Annotated in this window: 19 protein-coding genes and 1 pseudogene; 11 read left to right on the forward strand and 9 right to left on the reverse strand. The window is 62.1% G+C overall.

The features are described 5' to 3' along the window. Positions 1-97 precede the first annotated feature (97 nt). On the forward strand, positions 98-1,285 hold the full coding sequence (locus AACU78_RS01875) for an MFS transporter (protein ID WP_106579541.1): 1,188 nt from the start codon (positions 98-100) through the stop codon (positions 1,283-1,285). Beyond that, positions 1,278-1,679: a nuclear transport factor 2 family protein gene (locus tag AACU78_RS01880; RefSeq protein ID WP_106579542.1), complete on the forward strand. Its 402-nt coding sequence runs from the start codon at positions 1,278-1,280 to the stop codon at positions 1,677-1,679. The genes AACU78_RS01875 and AACU78_RS01880 overlap by 8 nt, the downstream gene beginning before the upstream one ends. A gap of 119 nt (positions 1,680-1,798) precedes the next feature. Here AACU78_RS01880 and AACU78_RS01885 read toward each other — a convergent pair whose 3' ends face one another. The 4 genes from AACU78_RS01885 to AACU78_RS01900 are packed head-to-tail and all read right to left on the reverse strand — an operon-like array spanning position 1,799 to position 6,559. Continuing rightward, positions 1,799-2,659, reverse strand: coding sequence for an efflux RND transporter periplasmic adaptor subunit (locus tag AACU78_RS01885; RefSeq protein WP_106579543.1), 861 nt, complete (start codon positions 2,657-2,659; stop codon positions 1,799-1,801). Between the two features lie 10 nt (positions 2,660-2,669). Continuing rightward, positions 2,670-2,870 (reverse strand): DUF1656 domain-containing protein, encoded by a 201-nt coding sequence (locus AACU78_RS01890; protein ID WP_106579544.1) that lies wholly within the window; start codon positions 2,868-2,870, stop codon positions 2,670-2,672. After that, on the reverse strand, positions 2,860-5,037 hold the full coding sequence (locus tag AACU78_RS01895; protein ID WP_106579545.1) for an FUSC family protein: 2,178 nt from the start codon (positions 5,035-5,037) through the stop codon (positions 2,860-2,862). Before AACU78_RS01895 ends, AACU78_RS01890 begins: the two co-directional genes overlap by 11 nt. A 10-nt stretch (positions 5,038-5,047) precedes the next feature. Next, positions 5,048-6,559, reverse strand: coding sequence for an efflux transporter outer membrane subunit (locus AACU78_RS01900; protein ID WP_106579546.1), 1,512 nt, complete (start codon positions 6,557-6,559; stop codon positions 5,048-5,050). Between the two features lie 182 nt (positions 6,560-6,741). Here AACU78_RS01900 and AACU78_RS01905 point away from each other — a divergent pair, with 182 nt between their 5' ends. From AACU78_RS01905 to AACU78_RS01925, 5 genes are all read left to right on the forward strand, one after another. Next, a complete protein-coding gene (locus tag AACU78_RS01905) occupies positions 6,742-7,710 on the forward strand; it encodes a LysR family transcriptional regulator (RefSeq protein ID WP_010213008.1) in 969 nt (322 codons plus the stop codon). Positions 7,711-8,849: 1,139 nt separating this feature from the next. Next, positions 8,850-9,824: a 2-hydroxyacid dehydrogenase gene (locus AACU78_RS01910; RefSeq protein WP_106579547.1), complete on the forward strand. Its 975-nt coding sequence runs from the start codon at positions 8,850-8,852 to the stop codon at positions 9,822-9,824. A gap of 131 nt (positions 9,825-9,955) precedes the next feature. After that, positions 9,956-10,858: a chemotaxis protein CheV gene (locus AACU78_RS01915; protein WP_106579548.1), complete on the forward strand. Its 903-nt coding sequence runs from the start codon at positions 9,956-9,958 to the stop codon at positions 10,856-10,858. Positions 10,859-10,861: 3 nt separating this feature from the next. Beyond that, positions 10,862-11,344, forward strand: coding sequence for a GNAT family N-acetyltransferase (locus tag AACU78_RS01920; protein WP_106579549.1), 483 nt, complete (start codon positions 10,862-10,864; stop codon positions 11,342-11,344). Between the two features lie 108 nt (positions 11,345-11,452). Further along, the gene (locus AACU78_RS01925) at positions 11,453-12,196 is read left to right on the forward strand and encodes a YkgJ family cysteine cluster protein (RefSeq protein WP_106579550.1); all 744 of its coding nucleotides are present in this window, start codon (positions 11,453-11,455) and stop codon (positions 12,194-12,196) included. A gap of 19 nt (positions 12,197-12,215) precedes the next feature. Here AACU78_RS01925 and AACU78_RS01930 read toward each other — a convergent pair whose 3' ends face one another. The 5 genes and pseudogenes from AACU78_RS01930 to AACU78_RS01945 form a co-directional block, all read right to left on the reverse strand. After that, entirely contained in the window at positions 12,216-13,379 is a 1,164-nt protein-coding gene (locus tag AACU78_RS01930; RefSeq protein WP_256587019.1) for a transporter substrate-binding domain-containing protein, read from the reverse strand. Between the two features lie 159 nt (positions 13,380-13,538). After that, positions 13,539-14,444: a methyl-accepting chemotaxis protein gene (locus tag AACU78_RS29990; RefSeq protein ID WP_371924192.1), complete on the reverse strand. Its 906-nt coding sequence runs from the start codon at positions 14,442-14,444 to the stop codon at positions 13,539-13,541. A 234-nt stretch (positions 14,445-14,678) separates the two neighbouring features. Further along, a pseudogene (locus tag AACU78_RS29995) lies at positions 14,679-15,111 on the reverse strand (PAS domain-containing protein); the annotation flags it as partial. Positions 15,112-15,218: 107 nt separating this feature from the next. Further along, positions 15,219-16,010, reverse strand: a complete 792-nt coding sequence (locus AACU78_RS01940) for a transporter substrate-binding domain-containing protein (RefSeq protein ID WP_106579551.1) — start codon at positions 16,008-16,010, stop codon at positions 15,219-15,221. 165 nt (positions 16,011-16,175) lie between these two features. Continuing rightward, positions 16,176-16,409 (reverse strand): hypothetical protein, encoded by a 234-nt coding sequence (locus AACU78_RS01945; RefSeq protein ID WP_106579552.1) that lies wholly within the window; start codon positions 16,407-16,409, stop codon positions 16,176-16,178. Between the two features lie 218 nt (positions 16,410-16,627). On the opposite strand from AACU78_RS01945, the gene AACU78_RS01950 reads away from it, so the two are divergent. Genes AACU78_RS01950 through AACU78_RS01965 form a run of 4 tightly spaced genes read left to right on the forward strand, consistent with a single transcriptional unit; the run spans position 16,628 to position 22,928 of the window. Beyond that, positions 16,628-17,794, forward strand: a complete 1,167-nt coding sequence (locus AACU78_RS01950; RefSeq protein WP_106579553.1) for an efflux RND transporter periplasmic adaptor subunit — start codon at positions 16,628-16,630, stop codon at positions 17,792-17,794. Continuing rightward, positions 17,791-20,886, forward strand: coding sequence for a multidrug efflux RND transporter permease subunit (locus AACU78_RS01955; RefSeq protein WP_106579554.1), 3,096 nt, complete (start codon positions 17,791-17,793; stop codon positions 20,884-20,886). The genes AACU78_RS01950 and AACU78_RS01955 overlap by 4 nt, the downstream gene beginning before the upstream one ends. Before the next feature lie 10 nt (positions 20,887-20,896). Then, positions 20,897-21,574 carry a heavy metal response regulator transcription factor gene (locus AACU78_RS01960; protein ID WP_053254480.1) on the forward strand — a complete coding sequence of 226 codons (678 nt, stop codon included), beginning with the start codon at positions 20,897-20,899 and terminating at the stop codon, positions 21,572-21,574. Continuing rightward, entirely contained in the window at positions 21,564-22,928 is a 1,365-nt protein-coding gene (locus AACU78_RS01965; protein ID WP_106579555.1) for a heavy metal sensor histidine kinase, read from the forward strand. Before AACU78_RS01960 ends, AACU78_RS01965 begins: the two co-directional genes overlap by 11 nt. Positions 22,929-22,956: the final 28 nt, after the last annotated feature.

The following is a 22,956-nucleotide window of genomic DNA, read 5'->3' on the forward strand; positions in this document are numbered from 1 at the left end:
TTTGTCAAAATATTTTTGACAAACTAACAGGCAAACCGGCGTAGCCCAAACCCTGCCGGCGGCCTACCCTGCGCGCTTCATTCGCAGGATCGCGTCCATGACCTACCGCTCGAAAGTCGCCTGGATCTTTTTATTCGGCTTTGCCCTGGACCTGGTGAACATGTTCGTCGCCACGGTCGCCTACCCGGACATCGCCCGCGAACTGCACGCCTCGGTCACGCAATTGGCCTGGATCAGCAACGCCTACATGCTTGGGTTGACCGTGATCATTCCCCTGAGCGTGTGGCTGGCGGCACTGATGGGCGAGCGAACGCTGATCGCGGCGAGCCTGCTGTTGTTCGCGGGGGCTTCGCTGATGGTCGGCCAGGCGAGTTCAATCCAAACCCTGATTGGCTGGCGGGCGCTGCAAGGCTTGGGCGGCGGACTGCTGATTCCCGTGGGCCAGGCCATGGCCTACCGGCATTTTCCAGCGGCAGAGCGCAGCCAGTTGACGGCGCGGGTGATGTCGGTGGCGCTGCTGGTGCCGGCGCTGTCGCCGGCCCTGGGCGGGTTGATTGTCGACAGCCTGTCGTGGCACTGGATCTTCTATGCCAACCTGCCGCTGGCGTTGATCACGCTGCTGCTGGCACTGCTGTGGATAAAACCTGACGCGCCTGCCACGGAGCGCCCGGCCCTGGACGTGGGCAGCATCTTCAAGCAGATCCGTAGCCCGATGCTGCGCGTGGCGATGTTGGTCTATCTGTTCATCCCCGGCGTCTTTATCGGTACCAGCCTGATCGCCATCCTCTACCTGCGCGGCCTCGGCTATGACGCCACGCAGACCGGCGCGCTGATGCTGCCGTGGGCACTGGCGTCGGCGCTGGCGATTTTCCTGAGCAAAACACTGTTTAACCGCTGCGGCCCCAAACCCTTGCTGCTGGCGGGCATGGCGTTGCAATGCATCGGCATCCTGTTGCTCAACCAACCCGCCTGGGTGATTGCGGCCTACGCCTTGATGGGCCTGGGTGGCAGCTTGTGCAGCAGCACCGCGCAGACGCTGGCGTTTCTCGACATACCCGCAGAACGCATGGGCCATGCCAGCGCCCTGTGGAATATCAATCGGCAAGTGAGCTTTTGCCTCGGCGCGGCGGCGCTCAGTGCGCTGTTGTCGGCCTTGGATTCCTTCGCCATAACCTTCACGATAGCGGCAGCCCTGACACTGCTGCCCCTTTTTGCAGTGCTGCGCCTGGACGCTTCCAGAGTACGGACACTGCTTCACCCAGCCAACGAGCCCAGCCATGATTGATTACAGCGATTTTTGTGAAGAAGTGATCCAGACCCATGTCGAGATCGAGCAATGGTTTGCCGGCGTTGCGCCTGAAGGCACACTGCAAACGTTGCTGGCGCGCTTCTCACCCGACTTCAGCATGATCGCGCCCGCCACCGGTACGCGGGTAAATGCGGCCGGAGTGAAGGCACTGTTTACCCGCCTTGGCGGTATGCGCCCGGGCTTGAAAATCACCTTGAGCGAAATGACCGGGATCGACCGCCATGCACGCGGCGCCACGGTGACCTACCGCGAACACCAGATCGATGACAGCGGCACGCAGACTGATCGACGCGCCACCGTGGTGTTCGAGAAGCAGGCCAGTGGCGCCTTACTGTGGCGCCATCTGCACGAAACCTTTATCAAGGCTTAACAGGGTCAAAACTGTGGGAGCGGGCTTGCTCGCGAAGGCGGTGGATCAGTCAACACTTGCTTCAACTAACACTCCGTCTTCGCGAGCAAGCCCGCTCCCACATAAGCCTGCTCCGGCCGTTAGTGTTGCGTTGGGTTGACGATGACGGTGCAAGTAATGCCCGCCGCCAACAGCACGCCGTCGGGCACTTCATCAATGTGAATGCGCACCGGCACGCGCTGGGCCAGGCGCACCCAGTTGAAGGTCGGGTTCACATCGGCGATCAGTTCGCGGCTCTCGGGGTTGTCGCGGTCGTAGATGCCGCGCGAGATGCTTTCCACGTGGCCCTTGAGCGTCTCGCCACTCATCAATTGCATATCGGCCTCATCACCAACTTTGACGTGGGGCAGCTTGGTTTCTTCAAAGAAGCCATACACCCAGAACGAATTCATATCGACCACGGCCATTTTTGCTTCGCCGATGCGCGCGTAGTCGCCACGGTGCACGTTGAGGTTGGTGACGTAGCCGTCCACCGCCGCCACCACTTGAGTGCGTTTCAAATTCAGCTCAGCCGCCTCTAACTGCGCCAGCGCGTGTTGGTAATCGGCCAACGCCGAGTCGGCGATGTTGCTCGCGTCGTCGCGGTTTTCCTTGGAGATCACCAGGGCGTCGAGGTCGGCGCGGCGGTGCGCGTTGACCTTGCGCATCTCCCACGTGGCCTTGCGCGAGGCGACCAGCGACTGCGCCTGCTTGACCGCGATGCGGTAGTGCTCGGGGTCGATCTGCATCAGCAGGTCGCCCTTCTTCACCAACTGGTTGTCACGCACCGGCACCTCCACCACTTCACCGGTGACGTCGGCCGCCACGTTGATGATGTCGGCGCGCACACGACCGTCGCGGGTCCACGGGGTCTCCATGTAGTGCACCCACAGCGTGCGGCCAATCCAGATCGCCAAAGCCAGTACCAGCAAGGTCGCGAGCAGGCTGAAAAACTTTTTCATCGGGGCATTCTCAACGGTAGACGGTCAGCGCCAGGGCGCCGAACAAGCAGACGAACAGGCTCAGGCGCAGCAACGCCGGGTGCCAGAAAAAACGGTACAGGTCGAACCCGGCCAGGAAGCGGTCCAAGGCCCAGGCCAGCCCTGCGGCGATAAAAAACATCAGGGTCATGGTCGGCATGTAGATGCCGTGGAATGCGATTTCACGAGGCATTCGGGAATCCTTTGAGGGCAGCCAGGGGCGATTGCGGGTCCAGCAACGACGTGCGGATAAAGTGCAGGTAGCTTTTCACCCGGCGCAACGCCGAGGTGTCGAAGTGCGGGGCGAAGGGTTCATCGGTGGCCTGCACGCGGCTGATCGCATGGTCGACGGCAATCAACCCGCGCTCCAGGTTGCTGGCGCTCGGTTGCAGGAACAGCCGCACCAGCGAGCGGCCCATCACGCGGATCGCCTGGCGCCAGGGTTGCGACTCGGCATACGCCGGGTGCACCGGCAATATCGCCTGCTCCTTGCGCAACTCGATGATCGCGTGGCCGACTTCCAGCACCACGAACATCCAGCGCAGCAAGTCGCGTTGCACGTTTGGCTGGCCGACGGCGAGGCCGTAGGCCTGGTGCAGCAGGTCGCGGGTGCGGCTTTCAAAGCTCGACGCCAGGCCCTTGAGTTTGCCGCTGATGGCGTACACCACCTGCTCGCGCAGATCCTGTTCCAGGCGGCGCCATAACCAGCGGCTGTTCGGCGGCAGGATAATCGCGCCAGCTGCCGCGCACACCAGCATGCCAATGACCATGGCGATGTAGTCATTGATAAAGCTGTAAGGGTTGTAGACCGTGAGGTTGTCCGGCACCGAGCCGGTGCTGAAAAAGATCAGCAAGCCTACGCCGACGCCGGCGTATCGCGGGCGTGAGGCGAGGAACGAGCCGAAGATAATCACCGGCGCAAGCATCATGCACAGCAGCGGGAAGCCGTCGATCCACGGGAACACAAAGAACATTTCGACGAAGCCCACCAACGCGCCGATCAAGGTGCCGCAAGCCATCTGGAAGGCCATGCGTTTCGGGTTGGGCGTGGCGGCGGACAGGCCGACGGTGGCGGCGGCGATCAGGGTCATGGTCGCGCCGCTGGGCCAGGCGGTGGCCACCCAGTAACTGCCCAGCACGATCAGGATAAAGGACGCGCGAATCCCTGAAGCGGCGCAGGCCAGCCAGTTGGTTTTCGGCGTGTAGGCTTCGCTCCATCGCTCGCGCTCATGGCTGTGATCGGCCAGTGATGCGTGGGTCTGCGCGTAGTTGTGCAGGTCATCGACAAAGCGGTAAAGCAACTCGTAGGCGGTATGAAAATCCAGCTGCTCGGCTTCGCTCGGATTGCCCTGCTGAAAATTCGCACGCAGGCTGCGCACCTTGGCGGGCAGTCCATCCTTATAGGCGCTCAATTGATTGACCAGGCGCGCCGCGTCGGGGCTGGTGAGCGCACGGCCGGAGAAACCGTCAAGGACTTCGGCCAGGTCTTGCAGGCCGGGCTTGATGGCCGCGGCGACGTGATCGGCTGCATCCGTGCGCAGCCGCTCAAGCAACTGGTGCAAGGCGTTGAAGCGCGTGGTGATGCTCATGAATTCGCTGTTGAGGCGACTCAACCGGCCATTGCGCCGCCGCATGTGCGGGTCTTCAAATACGGTAACGCTGCGCAGACCTTCCAGGCCCACGGCCTCGGCGATAAAGCGCACATTGCTGGCCTCGAACCCTTCACGCTGGCTGCGCCCACGCAGGCCGTCGGTGACAAACAGCGCGAACACGCCGAAGCGCTGGTACAAGGCGTTGCGCATCGCGGCGCTGCTGGTTTGCGGCAGGATCGCAGCGCTGACCAACGTCGAGCACAGTATTCCCAAAGAGATTTCCAGCACCCGCCACACCGCCGCCATAAAGGCCCCGTCCGGGTGCGCCAGCGCGGGCAAACCCACCATCGCCGCGGTGTAACCCGCCAGCACAAACCCATAGGCGCGAAAGTTGCGATTACGCGTCGCACCGGCCGTGCAAATGCCCACCCAGATCGCCAACGCGCCGAGGAATAATTCGGTGTTCTGCGCAAACAGAGCGATCAACAAGACCATTACCGCCGACCCCGCCAGGGTGCCAAGGAAGCGGTAAAAACTCTTGGCGAAGACCTGGCCGCTCTGCGGTTGCATCACGATAAACACAGTGATCATCGCGGTGCGCGGTTGCGGCAGTTCCAGGCGCATCGCCAGCCACAGCGTGAGGAACGCGGCGATCAGTACCTTGAAGATATAGACCCAGGTCACGCCATCGCTGCGTGCCCAGTCGAAAAAACCACGGCGCCACTCCAGGGAGTGCAACCAGCGCAGCGGTGCAGGCAAGGGCGTCATCAAATCCTACTCAGTGATCGAATACGGCAAGCGCCGCCGGGGTCTTGCTCGGGAGGGTCCTGGTGTCTGGCGGCACATCGTTGCCGGCGCCGAGCCCGCCGCCCAGGGCGGTGACCAGTTCGGCGTGGGCACTCAGGCGTGCGGCCTGCACCTGTTGCTCGATCTGCTGCTGGTGAAACAGCAAGGTCTGGGCGTTCAGCACGTTGAGGTAATCGGTGAGGCCGCGCTGGTAGGCGATCATCGCGATGTCGTAGGTTTTCTGCGCAGAGGCCACGGACTGCGCGGCGAAGGACGCCTGCTTGTCCATCGATTCGCGGCGGATCAACTGGTCGCTGATGCCCTTGAGCGCGTTGACCAGCGTCTGGTTGTACTTGGCCACGGCCAGGTCATAACCGGCGCTGGCTTCGCCCAGTTGCCCACGCAAACGACCGCCGTCGAAGATCGGCAAGGTGATCGCCGGGCCGACGTTGTAGTTGAGTTTCTCGCCACTGAGAAACCCCAGCATGGCGCCGCCGGTCGCCATGTAGCCGAGGCTGCCGACCAAGTCGACGTTGGGATAGAACCCGGCATGCGCCACATCGATGCCACGCGCTTGCGCGGCGACTTGCCAGCGGCTGGCGACCACGTCCGGGCGCTGACCGAGCAATTGCGCCGGCAAGCTCGACGGCAATTTCAGCGGCGCGGCGAGGGACAAACTCGGGCGTTGCAGTTGCGCGCCCTCGCCCGGACCTTTGCCCGCCAAGGCAGCCAACTGGTTACGGCTCAGGGCGATTTCCTCGTCCAGCGCGTCGAGCTGGCGATGGGTCTCCGGCAACGGCGTTTCGGCCTGGCTGACGTCGAAGTGCGTGCCGATCCCGGCGTTCAGGCGTTTATTGGCCAGGTCGAGAATCTGCTGTTGCTGGGCCAGGGTGGCGGCGACGATGTCGCGGTTGGCGTAATGCAACGACAACTGGATGTAGGCGCGCACCACGTTGTTCTGCAATTCGAGCTGGGCCTGGCGCGCTTCGGCGGCGCTCATATGCGCCAGGTCGACGGCGCGTTCGCTGGCGTTGCTTTCGCGGCCCCACAGGTCAAGGGCATAGCTCAGGCCCAGGGACGAATTGTTGTCCCAGGTGGTTGTTCCGCTCAACTCGCCGGGGCCGTAGAACTGATCCTTCGGCCAGTTGTGGCGTTTGAGGGTGGTGTCACTGTTGATCTGCAACGACTCAGCCGACTCGGCAATGCCGGCCATGGCCCGCGCCTCACGCACCCGCGCGGCGGCCATGGCCAGGCTCGGGCTGTTTTGCGTGGCACGTTGCACCCACTGATTGAGTTGCGGATCGCCATAGGCTTGCCACCATTGCGTGGTGGGCCAGTGGGCGTCGTGGGCGGCACTCTGGATGGCTTGGTCGGTGGCCAGGTCATTGGCGTTGAGGGCTTGGCCTTGGGGGGCGATTCCTCCGGTTCCGATGCAGCCGCTGATTGCTAACGATAAGGCCCAAACACTGAGAGTCTTCAGCTCTCTGATGATGTGACGCGGCACGGCAAGCGTATTCCTGAGGTGGTGTTGCGCAAGAGGTGGCGCAATTCTAGGGGGCGGCATGGGGAACGATAAGCTGGCATTCCTGTGAATCTTTGTTACCGTTCAGGCGATAATCCGTTGGTAGGGATCACTGGACGGCGTAACTTTCTGTCACAATTTGCTATCTCCCCTGAGAACACTCCATGGACACTTTGCAAAACATGCGCGCTTTCAGTTGCGTGGCCGAAGCCGGCAGCTTCACCGCCGCCGCCGTGCAACTGGACACCACCACGGCCAACGTCTCGCGCGCGGTCTCCAACCTGGAAGCCCATCTGCAAACCCGCTTGCTCAACCGCACCACCCGCCGCATCGCGCTGACCGAAGCCGGTAAACGCTATTTGCTGCGTTGCGAGCAGATCCTGGCCTACGTGGAAGAAGCCGAAGCCGAAGCCAGCGACGCGCACGCGCGGCCGGCCGGGCAGTTGAAAGTGCACACCATGACCGGTATCGGCCAGCATTTCGTGATTGACGCCATTGCCCGCTACCGCCGTACGCATCCCGACGTGACCTTCGACCTGACCCTGGCCAACCGCGTGCCGGACTTGCTCGATGAGGGTTACGACGTGTCGATCGTGCTGGCCAGTGAATTGCCGGACTCGGGGTTTGTGTCCCAGCGACTGGGCATTACCTACAGCATCGCGTGTGCGTCGCCGGATTACGTCAAGGCCAAGGGCTGTGCGCAACGGCCGCAGGATTTGCTCAACCATGCGTGCCTGCGGTTGGTGAGCCCGGTGATCCAGCTGGATAAATGGACCTTCAACGGGCCGGAAGGCCAGGAAAGTGTGGCGATCAATACGTCGCCGTTTCTGGTTAATTCGGCGGACGCGATGAAAACGGCGATCACCAGTGGCATGGGCGTGGGGTTGTTGCCGGTGTATGCGGCTATCGAGGGGTTGCGTAACGGCACGCTGGTGCGGGTGATGCCTAACTACCGTTCGCAAGAGCTGAACTTGTATGCCATCTACCCGTCGCGCCAGTACCTGGATGCGAAGATCAAGACGTGGGTTGAATACCTGCGCGGGTCGTTGCCCGAGATTTTGGCGGCGCATCAGGCGGAGTTGGTGGCGTATGAGTTGAGTGGGAGTCTTAGCGGGGCGCGGTTGGCTAACTGACTGGGCTTTTGGGGGGCATATCCGTTATTTGGGTGATGGCGGGTATGGGTTCCGCCCTTACGGCGGGTCACTTTGGAAAAGCCCCAAAGTAACCAAAGGGCTCTTGCCCCACCACTCGGCACCTCGCTTGGGCTCGGTGTGCCCGAACGAAGGCTTGAATCCGTGGGCCGCCGTGACGGGCCATCCATGGCCCAACACGGCTAACCCGGCGTCCTGCCGGGTTACCCACGGATTCAAGCCTGCGTTCGGCCAGCGTGGTTTAACGGGGCGCCCAAGATCAAAGTCAAAAGCAGATCAAGATCAAAAGCAGAGCACGGCGGCCTGGTAGCCGACCTGAGTGGTTAGATCAAAAGCGGACGCGAGGCGGCCTGACAGCCGACCTGATCTTGAAGGCTGAACTCAATCGAATGTGGGAGCTGGCTTGCCTGCGATGGCATCAACTGGTTGTGCCTGATAGACCGAGGTGCCTGCATCGCAGGCAAGCCAGCTCCCACAGAAAAGCAAAGCAGTGCAGTGGTGGAGCCTGCACTCGGTCAAATTGTGGGAGCGGGCTTGCTCGCGAAGGCGGTGGGTCAGTCAACTCATGTGTAGCTGACACACCGCCTTCGCGAGCAAGCCCGCTCCCACATTTAGAACTCTGTGCATCAGATAGAAGTGTGTTGCTGTGCTGTTGCTGTGCTTCTGCCCTGCTTTTGCTTCAACCACTCAGGTCGGCTACCAGGCCGCCGTGCTCTGCTCTTGATCTTGCTTTTGACTTTGATCTGACAGGCCCCGTCAACCACGCTGGCCGAACGCAGGCTTGAATCCGTGGGTAACCCGGCAGGACGCCGGGTTAGCCGCGTTGGGCCATGGATGGGCCGTCGCGGCGGCCCACGGATTCAAGCCGGAGTGAGGGCATGCCGAGCCTAGGCGAGGCACCGAGTGGTGGGGCAAAGACCTTTTGGTTACTTTTGGCTGGGCCGGCATTCCGGGCGTTTGCCAAAAGTGACCCGCTGTAAGAGCGGAACCCTAAGTGGCCGTGACCGCAGCAACGGATATGTACTCAACCGCTCAACCAAACAGCACCAAAAGGCTCCCCCCAATCCCCCAAGAATGTTAGCGTGCTTAGCATTCTTCCGTAGTCGATGAGCCCGCCTGCAATGAAAAAGACCGTCCTCGCCTTCAGCCGTGTCACCCCGGAAATGATCGAACGCCTGCAACAGGATTTCGACGTCATCGCCCCCAACCCCAAGCTGGGCGACATCAACGCTCAATTCAACGAGGCCCTGCCCCACGCCCACGGTTTGATCGGCGTAGGCCGCAAGCTCGGCCGCGCACAGCTCGAAGGCGCAAGCAACCTGGAGGTGGTCTCCAGCGTGTCAGTAGGCTACGACAACTACGACGTGCCCTACTTCAATGAACGCGGAATCATGCTCACCAATACCCCCGACGTACTCACCGAAAGCACCGCTGACCTGGCCTTCGCCCTGCTGATGAGCAGTGCACGCCGCGTGGCCGAACTGGACGCCTGGACCAAGGCCGGCCAGTGGAAAGCCAGCGTCGGCGCGCCACTGTTCGGTTGCGATGTACACGGCAAAACCCTCGGCATCGTCGGCATGGGCAACATCGGCGCCGCCGTGGCCCGGCGTGGACGCCTGGGCTTCAATATGCCGATCCTGTACAGCGGCAACAGCCGCAAGACCGCGCTGGAACAGGAATTGGGCGCCCAGTTCCGCAGCCTCGACCAATTGCTGGCCGAGTCGGACTTCGTCTGCCTGGTGGTGCCATTGAGCGACAAGACACGCCACCTGATCAGCACCCGCGAGTTGGGCCTGATGAAATCCAGCGCGATCCTGATCAATATTTCCCGTGGCCCGGTGGTGGACGAGCCGGCGCTGATCGACGCCCTGCAAACCCGGAAGATTCGCGGTGCCGGCCTGGACGTGTATGAACAGGAGCCGCTGGCCGAGTCACCGCTGTTCCAGCTGAGCAACGCCGTAACCCTGCCGCACATCGGCTCGGCCACCCACGAAACCCGCGAAGCCATGGCCAACCGCGCCCTGGACAACCTGCGCAGCGCCTTGCTGGGCCAGCGCCCGCAGGACTTGGTGAACCCACAGGTCTGGAAGGGCTGACACCTCCCCCCGGTGGGAGCGGGCTTGCTCGCTCCCACACACGCCAGCCCTGCATAAATCCGGTTAAAGCCTGGCGCGCCCAAGTCGATAACCCTCTATAGATCGTCATTCCTGATCCACAGAAGGTTTTTATGTCCACCACCAAAGCCCGCGCAGATTCACTCTCGCTTCTGCTCTTTACCTTGCGCAGCGGCAAGCTGATGGCGATCAACCTGCTGAAAGTCAGCGAAATCATCCCCTGCCCGCCGCTGACCAAGCTGCCGGAGTCTCACCCTCACGTCAAAGGCATCGCCACGCTGCGCGGTGCCTCGCTGTCGGTGATCGACCTGAGCCGCGCGCTGGGCGAAATGCCCCTGGAAGACCCCAACGGCGGCTGCCTGATCGTCACTGACGTCAGCCGCTCCAAGCAGGGCTTGCATGTGCAGGCGGTAAGCAAGATTGTGCATTGCCTGACCACCGACATTCGTCCGCCGCCGTATGGCTCCGGTGGCAACCGCTCGTTCATCACCGGGGTCACCCAGGTCGAAGGCGGGCTGGTGCAAGTGCTGGATATCGAAAAGGTCATCCACGGCATTGCCCCGGCACCGGTTGAAGCGGCGCCCACCGACCTGACCATGGAGGAGGCCGAAGTACTCGGCAACGCGCGGATTCTGGTGGTGGACGACAGCCAGGTCGCCCTGCAGCAATCGGTGCACACCCTGCGCAATCTCGGCTTGACCTGCCACACCGCACGCAGCGCCAAGGAAGCCATCGACGTGCTGCTGGAACTGCAAGGCACGGTCGAGCAGATCAACGTGGTGGTCTCGGACATCGAAATGTCCGAAATGGACGGCTACGCCCTCACCCGTACGCTGCGCGAAACCCCGGATTTCCAGGAGCTGTACGTGCTGCTGCACACTTCTTTGGACAGCGCGATGAACAGTGAAAAGGCTCGCCTGGCCGGTGCCGACGCGGTGCTGACCAAGTTCTCTTCGCCCGAACTGACCAAGTGCCTGGTGGTTGCCGCCCAGACTGTGGCGCAAAAAGGCTTATAACCGGTGACGCAATACTTCCACCTGTTGCGCCGCGACCTGACCGGCAGCCTGCCCGCTCCGCAGTGGCCGGCCGATATTCGGCTGGGTCATTACCGTGATGAACTGGCCCCGGCGATTCATGCGGTGCTGCGCATGACCCAGGAGCAGGGCGGCGGCCGTGTCGCCAGCCTGGCGCAATGGCGCCAGCAGTTTGTCACCGATGCCGAATTCGATCCGACGCTGTGCCTGGTGGTCAGCAACGCCGAGGGCATCCTCGGTGTAGCCCAGTGCTGGACCAGCGCGTTTATCAAGAACCTCTCCGTGCATCCCTGCGCCCAGGGCCAGGGGCTGGGCCGCGCGTTGTTGCTGCACAGCTTTGAGGTGTTCAAGCAACGCGGCGAACCCTACGTCGACCTCAAGGTGGGCGAAAGCAACCTGCGCGCCCGACAACTGTATGAAAGCGCGGGCATGGTTTTTGTGCTGCGCGACCGGGTGCCCGAGGACTGACAGGCACTGGCGCATAACTTGCTTCGCAAGAGGCAGAACAGTGCATAGAGGCAAAAACCCGTCACTGTTCAAGAGTGCCCTCTGACCTTGCCTGGTGACAGATCCTCCATGAACACTCACTTTTCCTGCGTGGGTTGCGGCAAATGCTGCACCGACCATCATGTGCCCCTGACCCTCGAAGAAGCGCGGCAGTGGGCGGCTGACGGCGGTAACGTCATCGTTCTGGTGGAGGGTTTTCTCGCCGATGGCCTGGGCTTGCCCCTGCAACAGCGCGAACACGCCGAGCGTCGTTCGGTGGTGGTGCCCAGCGGCAATACCGAGGCGTTTGTGGCGATCACCTTTGCCGCTTACAACGCCGGGCGCTGCCGGAATCTTGACGAAGACAACCGCTGCAACATCTATGAGCGCCGCCCGCTGGTGTGTCGCATCTATCCGATGGAGATCAATCCGCATATCCCGCTCAACCCTGGCGCCAAGGACTGCCCGCCGCAATCCTGGGAACAGGGGCCGGCGCTGATCGTCGGCGGCGAATTGATGGACCTGGAATTGGCGCAGTTGATCCAGCGCTCGCGCCAGGCCGATCGCGATGACGTGCAGACCAAAGAGGCCGTGTGCGCCCTGCTGGGCATTTGCACCACCGCGCTCAAGGGCGATGGGTTTACCGCCTACCTGCCGGACATGAACGCCTTTGCCCAGGCGATGGAGTTGGCGATCGATCAGCCCGCCGTCGCCAACGAGTGGGTGTTTCATGTGTCCGGGCTGGATATTGCCGAACAGCTGCTGGATGCCGGCGCCAGGATCGCCACCCAGGTGCCGGCCAACTACGCGTTTATTTCCTTGCGGGCGTCATAGGCCCGCCGCCTGCGAGGATTTACAGGCTGGCGATACACTCGATTTCGATCCGCGCATTCAACAGCAGTTTGCCGGCGGCAAAGGTGGTTCGGGCAGGAAGCCGGCCTGCGGGGAAATAACTGGCATACACCTCGTTCATTGCCGGGAAATCTTTGACATCGGCAAGAATCACCGTGCATTTGGCTACCCTGTCCATCGCCAAGCCCTTTGTCTTGAGTGTGCCACGCAAGTTTTCCAGGGCCTGGGCGGTTTCTGCGCGAATGCCTCCGCGCACCAACTTGCCATTTTCATCCAGGCCCAACACACCCGCGAGATACAGGGTGTGCCCAACCTGCACCACCTCCGAGTAAGGAAACCCACCCTGCGCCGGTGTGTAAATCATCCGGGCCGATGCGGATTCAGCCGCAGCCGGTGCCAGATAAGGCTGGGTAATGGCCGCGTATTTGCCACTGTCCTTCAAACGCTGCAGGGCCTTGTTCAGCGCCGCGCTCAATTGCGGGTCGGTTTTGCGCACCGCAATAGCCGGGCCGCTGCCCAACAACTCGTCATTGATCACCGGCCCTGCGAAGGCAAACGCTTGGCCTTGAGGGGTGTTCAGCAACGCCTGGGTGATTTCAACCGTGTCTTGCAAGGTCGCGTCCAACTCACCGGCCTTCAAAGCCTTGATCAGCTCGGCATTGAGGTTGAATTGACGTACCTGCACCCCTTTGGGCGCCCACCGTGCCAGCGCAAACGCGGCTCGACTGGTGCCCGTCAGTACGCCCACGCGTTTGCCCCTGAGCGAATCGGGCGTGGGTAAAAGGCTGGAACCTGTGGGCGCGACCAATCGGCTTTCAAGGGCATAGAGCGGATGGGTGAAGTCGACTGTTTCGCGCCGTGGCGGCGTCGCGGTCATCGGCATGATGGCGTCAAAACGCCCGGCCTGGAGCGCCGCAAGGTTGGTTGCATAAGGCTGATCGACCCACACGCAGCGCGCGTTGAGCTCAACACACAAGGCGTTGCCCAGCTCGATATCCAACCCGACGAGTTCGCCTTGCTCGTTGCGATATTCAAACGGCGGTACATCCGCCTCGACGCCGAAGCGGATTTCACTCCACGGGTTTACCGGAGGGGGAGCCACCGCGCATCCGCTCCCGGCCAACATCATCAGCGCCAGCGCCAATATTCTTCTTGTCGTAGTCATAGACCTGTCCTGTTCAAAAGTGGTGTGAGACGTCCGTGCTCTATCACTCACGGCCCGAACGCACCCGACGTTCTAACAAGCACTGACTGGTCTTTAACTACGACACGCCTGTTTGTTTCATAGGAGAATTCCCAAATTCAGCCTAGACGCTTTTTAGCCTCAGCGCCGTCGGCCCCAGAACTCCTGCGCAAGCAGACGTAAATCTTCCGCCAGCGCCGCCACGTCGCCTGAACTGCACTGGCTCTGCTGCCCGGCGCTGACGGTGGCTTCGCCGGCATTGCGGATGCCGACGATAGTGCGATTGATGTCCTCGCTCACCGCGCTCTGCTCCTCTACCGCCGCGGCAATCTGTTGACTCATCGCGGTGATCTGGGTGACACGCTGGCTGATGCCATCCAGCGCCGCCGCCGCCCGCTGTGCCTGCTCGACACTTGCCCCAACATGCTCGCTGCTGTGTGACATGGCTTGCACCGCATCGCGGGCTCCGCCTTGCAGGGTGCTGATCATGCGCTGGATTTCATTGGTCGATTGCTGGGTGCGCTGAGCCAGGCCGCGCACTTCGTCGGCGACCACGGCAAAACCACGGCCCTGCTCGCCAGCCCGCGCGGCCTCGATGGCCGCATTGAGGGCCAGCAGGTTGGTCTGCTCGGCAATTGTCCGGATGACTTCCAGCACGCCGCTGATTTCACCGCTGTGGCTTTCCAACTGCTGAATCACCTCGGTGGCGCGCGCCAACTCCTGAGATAAACGCAACACCGCATCACGGCTTTCGTCGACGCGCTGATGGCCTTCACGGGTTTCGCTGCCGGCCTGGTGCGGCCCGGGAAGCCTGCAGCGCATGGTCGGCAACCTCGGCCACGCTGGCGGCCATCTGATGGATCGCCGCCGCCACCTGATCAGTCTGGGCCTGTTGGCCAAGGCTGCTGGCGTGACTGTTGTGCAGGTGCTTGACCAGGTGCGCAGCATGCCCCGCCAACCGCTGGGACGCATCGCCGATGCGCCCGACCACCGCGCCCACTTGGGCTTCGAGCATTTGCAGGGCGAATTCGATCTGCCCGCACTCATCCCTGCGCCCGGTATAGATCGCCTGGCTCAACGGGTTGTCGGCGATCAATCGCGCGCGTTGATTGAGTAGCGCCAGGGGACGCATGATCGCTTTGATCCCGACCGCCCCGATCAGACACCCAACCGCCGGCGCCAGCAGTTGCCAGGCCAGCGAATAAGAAGCCAGGCCCCGACTCAACGCCCACGTTACCGCGCAGCTGCCGACCACCCAGGCCGACAACTTGAAGCCCATGCCGAGCGTCGGCAGCCTCTGGCGTTTACCCGCGCGCAGCTGCGCATAAGCGTGTTCTGCCGCCGCCACCGTTCGCGGGTCCGGCTTGGTGCGCACTGACTGATACTCCACCGTCGCCCCTTCGCGGGTGACCGGCGTGGCATAGGCGCTGACCCAATAGTGGTCGCCGTTCTTGCAGCGGTTTTTCACCATGCCCATCCAGGACCGGCCACTTTTGAGGGTCCGCCACATGTGCGCAAACGCCGCAGGCGGCATATCGGGGTGGCGCAACAGGTTATGTGGCGAGCCAAGCAATTCGTCACGGCTATAGCCGCAGACATCGATGAAGTCCTGGTTGGCGTAGGTCATCGCACTGGTCAGGTCGGTGGTTGAGAGGATATTGGCGTCGGGGGCAAAGTCCACATTCCGACCGGTGACCGGCAGATTGATCTTCATGGATAAGCGCGCTCGTAATTATTGGAGGAGTCGGCAGGGCGTCGACTCTAAGCGCACTCAGGGGGCGAACACTGATCCAGCTCATGTTCCGCGCAATTAATTAGCCATCACTGGTCGGAAGGCGGCTCGTTCAGATTGTAGGGCTGCACGATGCGTTGGTATTCACCGCTCTGGCGCAGTTGTTCAAGCGCTCGGTTGAGGTCCTGGCGCAAGGCGGTGTCCGGTTTGCGCACCGCGATGGCCGCGCCATCACCCAGCAGTTCAGCCGACACAACAGGACCCAGGAAGTCGAAATCCTGGCCCTGCGCGGTGTCGAGCAGTGCCTTGCGGATTTCCACCGTGCCTTGCAGCGTCGCATCGATATGGCCGGCCACCAGGCTGCGCGCCAATTCGTCATTGAGCCAGAAACTCTTGATGATGACGCCCGCTGGCGCCCACTTGATTCGAGCAAAGGCTTCGCGGTTGCTCCCCAGCAGCACGCCAACCCGCTTGCCCCGGAGCGACTGCAGCGTCGGCATCAGGCCTGAGGCCTTGCGCCCTACCAGCCGAGTGGTGAACGGGTACAGCGTATCCGTGAAGTTGACCCATTGGCGCCGCCTGGAGGTGGGCGCCATGCCCATGATCGCATCGAACCGTCGGCCCTCAAGCGCAGGAAAACTCTCCATCAGGACCTGATCAACCCAGGTACAACGCACACTGAGTTGCTGGCACAACGCGTTTCCCAGGTCGATATTGAGCCCCACCAGTTGATCGTGCTGGTTGCGGCTTTGGAACGGCGGGAATTGCGCGGCGACCGCGAAACGGATCTCGCGCCGTGGTTCGTCAGCTGTTGAAGGCGTGCAGAAAACAGCGGCCAGCAGGGATAAGGCAGGCGCAACACAGACACGTATCGAAACCACAAGGTACGTCCTTTTCCGGAAAGTCCAGCGTCACCACGCCCCGGCGCAATCCACCCGGGGCGAAGCAAATGCTGTGCAAGCTTTCAAGAAAGGGTCGTGCACCTGCAATCAGAAACATCAGCGAGTGATGTAAGGCAATGCCGACAAATAGGTGACCGATTACTCTCAGCGTTTACCCATCGAACGGCGAGTGCCCGGCGGTGCCATACCTGGCGACTTGGTATGGCCGTTTTTGGCGCCATTTTTGTACCAAGGCTGGGCAGCATTCTTGGCCCCGGCCAGTTCACCCGGCTTGAACGGAAACTTGAACGCCGGGATCTCGGCTTTTTCAACGCTTTCAGCGCTGGCCGGATCGACGAGGTCGGCCGCTTCAACAGGGGATTGTGTCGGGGAAGTCATGGAAGCTCCGGGCATGCAGAAAATGAGGCGGCGGCCGGCTTGCGGGCCGCGCTGGCGCGCAGTATACCTGCGCGCCCCGGATCTTTAACCACCGCCTGTACGAATGGTCTGACTTTACTGACAGCGCTGTCAGTTAGCAGTCACCGTGCTGACCGGGTTGGCGGGCTATAAAGAAAGCATCTTCATTCTCCCACCCCTTTGCCCCGGCGCCTCACCCCATGCACATTCAACGAAAAACCGCCCTGACCGTGGGTGTCCTCGTGGTAGTGGCGATTGCAGCCTGGGCCGTGACCCGGCCCGCCAAGACCAAACTGGCGGCGCCGAGCGCAATTCCGGTGCGGGTGGTGAGCGTCGTGCAACAGGACATTCCCCGTTTTGTCAGCGGCATCGGCTCGGTGCTGTCGTTGCACAGCGTGGTGATCCGCCCGCAAATCGACGGCATCCTCACCCAATTGCTGGTCAAGGAAGGCCAATTGGTCAAAACCGGCGACCTGCTGGCGACCATCGATGACCGCTCGATCCGCGCGAGCCTCGACCAGGCCAAGGCGCAGCTGGGGGAAAGCCAGGCGCAACTGCAAGTCGCGCTGGTCAACCTCAAGCGCTACAAGGAATTGAGCATCGACGACGGCGTGTCGAAGCAGACCTACGACCAGCAACAAGCCTTGGTCAACCAGCTCAAAGCCACGGCGCAAGGCAACCAGGCCGCCATCGACTCCGCTCAAGTACAGCTTTCCTACACCCAGATTCGCTCTCCGGTGACAGGTCGCGTCGGCATTCGCACGGTGGATGAAGGCAACTTCCTGCGCATGAGTGATACCCAGGGTTTGTTCTCCGTGACGCAGATCGACCCGATTGCGGTGGAGTTCTCACTGCCGCAACAAATGCTGCCGACCCTGCAAGGCCTGATCGCATCGCCGACTCAAGCCAGCGTCGACGCCTACATGGGCGCCGACACCGACGGCCAGACCGGCGACTTGCTCGGTGAAGGCCACTTGAGCCTGATCGACAACCAGATCAGCTCCACCACCGGCACCTTGCGCGCCAAGGCCGAGTTCAAGAATGCATCGCAGCGCCTGTGGCCGGGGCAACTGGTGACCATCAAGATCCAGACCGCCCTCGACAAGAATGCCCTGGTGGTGCCGCCGACCGTGGTGCAGCGCGGCCTGGATTCGCATTTCGTGTACCGGGTCAACGGTGACAAGGTCGAGATTGTGCCCGTGCAAATCGCTTACCAGGACAGCGACGTGAACATCATCAAGGGCGTGCAGGCTGGGGATGTATTGGTCAGCGACGGCCAGTCGCGGCTCAAGGCCGGCGCCCAGGTCGAAGTGCTCAAGGAGCCGCCACAAACCATCCAGACGGTAGACGCCAAGGTGCAGCCATGAGCGGCAGCCGCTCGCCGTCGGCCTGGTGCGTCGACCACCCGGTCGCCACCCTGCTCCTGACCTTCGCCTTGGTGCTGCTGGGGTTGATCGCCTTCCCGCGCTTGGCCGTCGCCCCGCTGCCGGAAGCGGAATTTCCGACGATCCAGGTCACTGCGCAGTTACCCGGCGCCAGCCCGGACACCATGGCATCGTCGGTGGCCACCCCGCTGGAGGTGCAATTCAGCGCCATCCCCGGCATGACGCAAATGACCTCCAGCAGCGCCTTGGGCTCCAGCCTGCTGACGCTGCAATTCACCCTGAACAAAAGCATCGATACCGCCGCGCAGGAAGTGCAAGCGGCGATCAACACCGCCTCCGGCAAACTGCCCAGCGACATGCCAAGCCTGCCGACCTGGAAGAAGGTCAACCCGGCGGACAGCCCGGTGCTGATCCTCAGCGTCAGTTCCGACAGCATGCCCAGCACCGAGCTGAGCGACTACGTGGAAACCCTGCTGGCTCGCCAGATCAGCCAGATCGACGGCGTCGGCCAGATCAACATCACCGGCCAGCAGCGCCCGGCGATTCGCGTACAGGCTTCGCCCGACAAACTCGCAGCGATTGGCCTGACCCTCGCCGACGTGCGTCTGGCCATTCAGCAATCGAGTTTGAACCTGGCCAAGGGCGCGATTTACGGGGAGAACAGCGTGTCGACCCTGTCGACCAACGACCAGCTGTTTCACCCGGATGAATACGGCCAGTTGATTGTTTCCTACAAGAACGGCGCACCGGTTCAACTGCGTGATATCGCCAAAGTCATCAACGGTTCGGAAAACGCCTACGTACAGGCCTGGTCGGGCGACACGCCCGGCGTTAACCTGGTGATTTCGCGCCAGCCCGGCGCCAACATTGTCGAAACCGTGGACCGCATTCAAGCCGAGCTGCCACGCCTGGAAGGCATGTTGCCGGCCTCGGTGCAGGTCAGCGTCTTGACCGACCGCACCAAGACGATTCGCGCCTCGTTGCATGAAGTGGAAGTGACGTTGCTGATTGCGATCTTGCTGGTGGTGGCGGTGATGGCGCTGTTCCTGCGTCAGTTGTCGGCGACGATGATTGTGTCCAGCGTGCTCGGCGTGTCGCTGATCGCCAGTTTTGCGCTGATGTATGTACTGGGTTTCAGCCTGAACAACCTTACGCTGGTGGCGATCGTCATTGCCGTGGGCTTTGTGGTGGACGACGCCATCGTGGTGGTGGAGAACATCCACCGCCATCTGGAGGCGGGCCTCGATAAACGCGAAGCGGCGATTAAGGGTTCCGGCGAGATTGGCTTTACCGTGGTGTCCATCAGCTTCTCGCTGGTGGCGGCGTTTATTCCGCTGCTGTTCATGGGCGGCGTGGTCGGACGGCTGTTCAAGGAGTTTGCGCTGACGGCCACCTCGACCATCCTGATTTCGGTGGTGGTGTCACTGACGCTGGCGCCGACGCTGGCCGCGCTGTTCATGCGCGCGCCAACCCATCACGCCCACGACAAACCCGGCTTCAGCGAACGCCTGCTGGCCGGCTACGCGCGCAACCTGCGTCGCGCGCTGGCTCATCAACGCACGATGGCGGCGATCTTCATGGTAACCCTGGCCCTGGCCGTGGTCGGCTACATCTTTATCCCCAAGGGTTTCTTCCCGGTGCAGGACACCGGTTTCGTGCTCGGCACCAGCGAGGCCGCGGCCGACGTGTCGTACCCGGACATGGTCGCCAAGCACAAAGCCCTGGCCGAGATCGTCAAGGCCGACCCGGCGGTGGAAGCGTTTTCCCACTCGGTGGGCGTGACCGGCAGCAACCAGACCATCGCCAACGGCCGCTTCTGGATCGCCTTGAAAGACCGCGGTGACCGCGATGTGTCCGCCAGCCAGTTCATCGACCGCATCCGCCCGAAACTGGCCAAGGTGCCGGGCATCGTGCTGTACCTGCGCGCCGGCCAGGACATCAACTTAAGCTCCGGCCCGAGCCGCGCCCAGTACCAATACGTGCTCAAGAGCAACGACGGCCCGACGCTGAACACCTGGACCCAGCGCCTGACTGAAAAACTGCGCGCCAACCCGGCCTTTCGCGACCTCTCCAACGACCTGCAACTGGGCGGCAGCATTACCCACATCAGCATCGACCGCCAGGCCGCCGCGCGCTTCGGCCTGACCGCCACCGATGTCGACCAGGCGCTGTATGACGCCTTCGGTCAGCGCCAGATCAACGAGTTCCAGACCGAAATCAACCAGTACCAGGTGGTGCTGGAGCTCGACACCCAGCAACGCGGCAAGGCCGAGAGCCTGAACTATTTCTACCTGCGCTCGCCACTGACCAACGAGATGGTGCCACTGTCGGCGCTGGCCAAGGTCGACCCGCCCACCGTGGGGCCCTTGTCGATCAGCCATGACGGCATGTTCCCGGCCGCCAACCTGTCGTTCAACCTCGCGCCTGGCGTGGCGTTGGGCGATGCAGTGATCATGCTTAACCAGGCCAAGAATGAAATCGGCATGCCGTCCACCATGATCGGCACATTCCAGGGCGCGGCCCAGGCGTTCCAGAGTTCGCTGGCCAGCCAGCCCTGGCTGATCCTCGCGGCGCTGGTGGCGGTCTACATTATTCTGGGTGTGTTGTACGAGAGTTTCGTGCACCCGCTGACGATCATCTCGACGTTGCCTTCGGCAGGCTTGGGCGCGCTGATCATGCTGTGGCTGCTGGGCCAGGACTTTTCGATCATGGCCCTGATCGGCCTGGTGTTGCTGATCGGCATCGTCAAGAAAAACGGCATCCTGATGATCGACTTTGCCCTGGACGCCCAGCGCGTGCGCGGGCTACCGCCCGAGGAGGCGATTTATGAAGCCTGTGTCACGCGGTTCCGGCCGATCATCATGACCACCCTCGCCGCCCTGCTCGGCGCGGTGCCGCTGATGCTCGGCTCCGGCCCGGGCGCGGAGTTGCGCCAACCGCTGGGGATTGCGGTGGTCGGCGGCTTGCTGGTGAGCCAGGCGCTGACGCTGTTCACCACGCCGGTCATATACTTGTACCTTGAGAAGTTTTTCCACAGGCCCAAACCAGCGCTGGCGCTGGCGACCACACACTAAAGGCGGGGTCATGCGCGTCCTGATTATTGAAGATGAAGAAAAAACCGCGGACTACTTGCACCGCGGCCTGACGGAACAGGGCTACACCGTCGATGTGGCGCGTGAAGGCGTCGAGGGCTTGCACCTGGCGCTGGAAAACGATTACGCGGTGATCGTGCTCGACGTGATGCTGCCCGGCCTCGACGGCTTCGGCGTGTTGCGCGCGCTGCGAGCGCGCAAGCAAACGCCGGTGATCATGCTCACCGCCCGCGAGCGCGTGGAAGACCGCATTCGCGGCTTGCGCGAAGGCGCCGACGATTATTTGGGCAAACCGTTTTCGTTCCTCGAACTGGTGGCGCGCCTGCAAGCGCTGACCCGTCGCAGCGGCGGGCATGAGCCGGTACAGGTCACCGTCGCTGACCTCTGGATCGATTTGATCAGCCGCAAGGCCAGCCGCAACGGCCTGCGCCTGGACTTGACCGCCAAGGAGTTCTCGCTGCTCAGCGTGTTGGCACGCCGCCAGGGTGAAATCCTCTCGAAAACGGCGATTGCCGAGATGGTCTGGGACATCAACTTTGACAGCGACGCCAACGTCGTCGAAGTCGCAATCAAGCGCCTGCGCGCCAAGCTCGACGGGCCGTTCGAGCACAAATTGCTGCACACCATTCGTGGCATGGGGTATGTGCTGGAGAACCGCAGTGTCGGCTAACTCCATCGCCCTGCGCCTGAGCGGTATGTTCACGCTGGTGGCGCTGCTGATCTTCGTGTTGATCGGCGGCGCGCTGTACCAGCAAGTGGACCGCGGCCTTGGGTTGTTGCCGGGCGCCGAGCTGGATGCGCGCTACAGCGTGCTTGAATCCTCGGTGAACCGCTTTGGCACACCGGACCACTGGGCGAAAATCACCGCCAAACTGAAATTGCTCGGTGAGGAAGACAAGCGCATCCGCTTCTGGGTGGTGAGCAGCGATCCGAACTACGAATACGGCAACCCGGATGCGCAGATCCGCGCGTTCGCCGCAGGGCCCACCGGTAAGCGCGACTTGCGCCTGCCGGGGCGCGAGTACCCGTTCAAGGTGTTGGTGAGCCAGTTCGCGGCGAAAGAACAGCGCCCGCCGCTGCGCTTTATGATCGCCATCGACACGGAAAACTTCCGCGCGACTCAGCATCAGTTGCTGGTAGCGCTGATCGGCCTGGCGTTTGTCGGCGTGGTGCTGGCGGCGCTGCTGGGGTTCTGGGTGTCGCGCATCGGCCTCAAGCCGTTGGGCAAGCTCTCGGATGAAGCGCAGAAGCTTGCGCCGCCCAAGCTCTCGGGGCGCTTGCAACTGTCGCCGTTGCCGCCGGAGTTGAGCCAGTTCGTCAATTCGTTCAACTCTACGCTGGATCGGGTGGAACAGGCTTATTCACGCCTGGAATCGTTTAATGCCGATGTGGCCCATGAGCTGCGTTCGCCGCTGACCAACCTGATCGGCCAGACGCAGGTGGCGCTGACGCGCGGGCGTTCGGCTGAGCATTATTTCGAGGTGCTGCAATCCAATCTTGAAGAGTTGGAGCGGTTGCGCTCGATCATCAATGACATGCTGTTCCTGGCCAGTGCAGACCAGGGCAGCAAGGCCACCAAACTGATCGAAAGCTCGCTGGCGGATGAGGTGGCGACCACGCTCGACTACCTGGATTTCATCCTCGAAGACGCCCAGGTTCAAGTGCGGGTGCGTGGCGATGCGTTGGTGCAGATCGAGAAAGCTCACTTGCGTCGTGCGTTGATTAATCTGCTCAGTAATGCGGTACAGCACACCGCGGCGGGGCAGGTTATCGAGGTGAATATTGAGGTGCAGGAGCATCAGGTGGCGATTGGGGTGACCAACCCTGGGGATGAGATTGCCAGTGAGCATTTGCCACGGCTGTTCGAGCGGTTTTATCGGGTGGATGCGTCGCGCAGCAACAGCGGGGCGAATCATGGGCTGGGGTTGGCGATTGTGAAGGCGATCGCTTTGATGCACGGCGGGGATGTGTTTGTGCGCAGTGAGGGTGGGGGGAATACGTTTGGCATTACCCTGCCGGTGTAGGGGATGGTGTGCTGGGGGCATATCCGTT

The organism is Pseudomonas sp. R9.37 (assembly GCF_963878885.1).
Taxonomy (GTDB): domain Bacteria; phylum Pseudomonadota; class Gammaproteobacteria; order Pseudomonadales; family Pseudomonadaceae; genus Aquipseudomonas.

Bases quoted from the DNA above. Each gene is read 5' to 3' on its own strand.
- AACU78_RS01875 (WP_106579541.1), top strand. From the start codon at position 98: ATGACCTACCGCTCGAAAGTCGCCTGGATCTTTTTATTCGGCTTTGCC.
- AACU78_RS01895 (WP_106579545.1), bottom strand. From the start codon at position 5,037: ATGACGCCCTTGCCTGCACCGCTGCGCTGGTTGCACTCCCTGGAGTGG.
- AACU78_RS01945 (WP_106579552.1), bottom strand. From the start codon at position 16,409: ATGACTTCCCCGACACAATCCCCTGTTGAAGCGGCCGACCTCGTCGAT.
- AACU78_RS01960 (WP_053254480.1), top strand. From the start codon at position 20,897: ATGCGCGTCCTGATTATTGAAGATGAAGAAAAAACCGCGGACTACTTG.
- AACU78_RS01905 (WP_010213008.1), top strand. From the start codon at position 6,742: ATGGACACTTTGCAAAACATGCGCGCTTTCAGTTGCGTGGCCGAAGCC.
- AACU78_RS01950 (WP_106579553.1), top strand. From the start codon at position 16,628: ATGCACATTCAACGAAAAACCGCCCTGACCGTGGGTGTCCTCGTGGTA.
- AACU78_RS01930 (WP_256587019.1), bottom strand. From the start codon at position 13,379: ATGACTACGACAAGAAGAATATTGGCGCTGGCGCTGATGATGTTGGCC.
- AACU78_RS01955 (WP_106579554.1), top strand. From the start codon at position 17,791: ATGAGCGGCAGCCGCTCGCCGTCGGCCTGGTGCGTCGACCACCCGGTC.
- AACU78_RS01885 (WP_106579543.1), bottom strand. From the start codon at position 2,659: ATGAAAAAGTTTTTCAGCCTGCTCGCGACCTTGCTGGTACTGGCTTTG.
- AACU78_RS01910 (WP_106579547.1), top strand. From the start codon at position 8,850: ATGAAAAAGACCGTCCTCGCCTTCAGCCGTGTCACCCCGGAAATGATC.
- AACU78_RS01890 (WP_106579544.1), bottom strand. From the start codon at position 2,870: ATGCCTCGTGAAATCGCATTCCACGGCATCTACATGCCGACCATGACC.
- AACU78_RS29990 (WP_371924192.1), bottom strand. From the start codon at position 14,444: ATGAGTGCGGGCAGATCGAATTCGCCCTGCAAATGCTCGAAGCCCAAG.
- AACU78_RS01915 (WP_106579548.1), top strand. From the start codon at position 9,956: ATGTCCACCACCAAAGCCCGCGCAGATTCACTCTCGCTTCTGCTCTTT.
- AACU78_RS01880 (WP_106579542.1), top strand. From the start codon at position 1,278: ATGATTGATTACAGCGATTTTTGTGAAGAAGTGATCCAGACCCATGTC.
- AACU78_RS01925 (WP_106579550.1), top strand. From the start codon at position 11,453: ATGAACACTCACTTTTCCTGCGTGGGTTGCGGCAAATGCTGCACCGAC.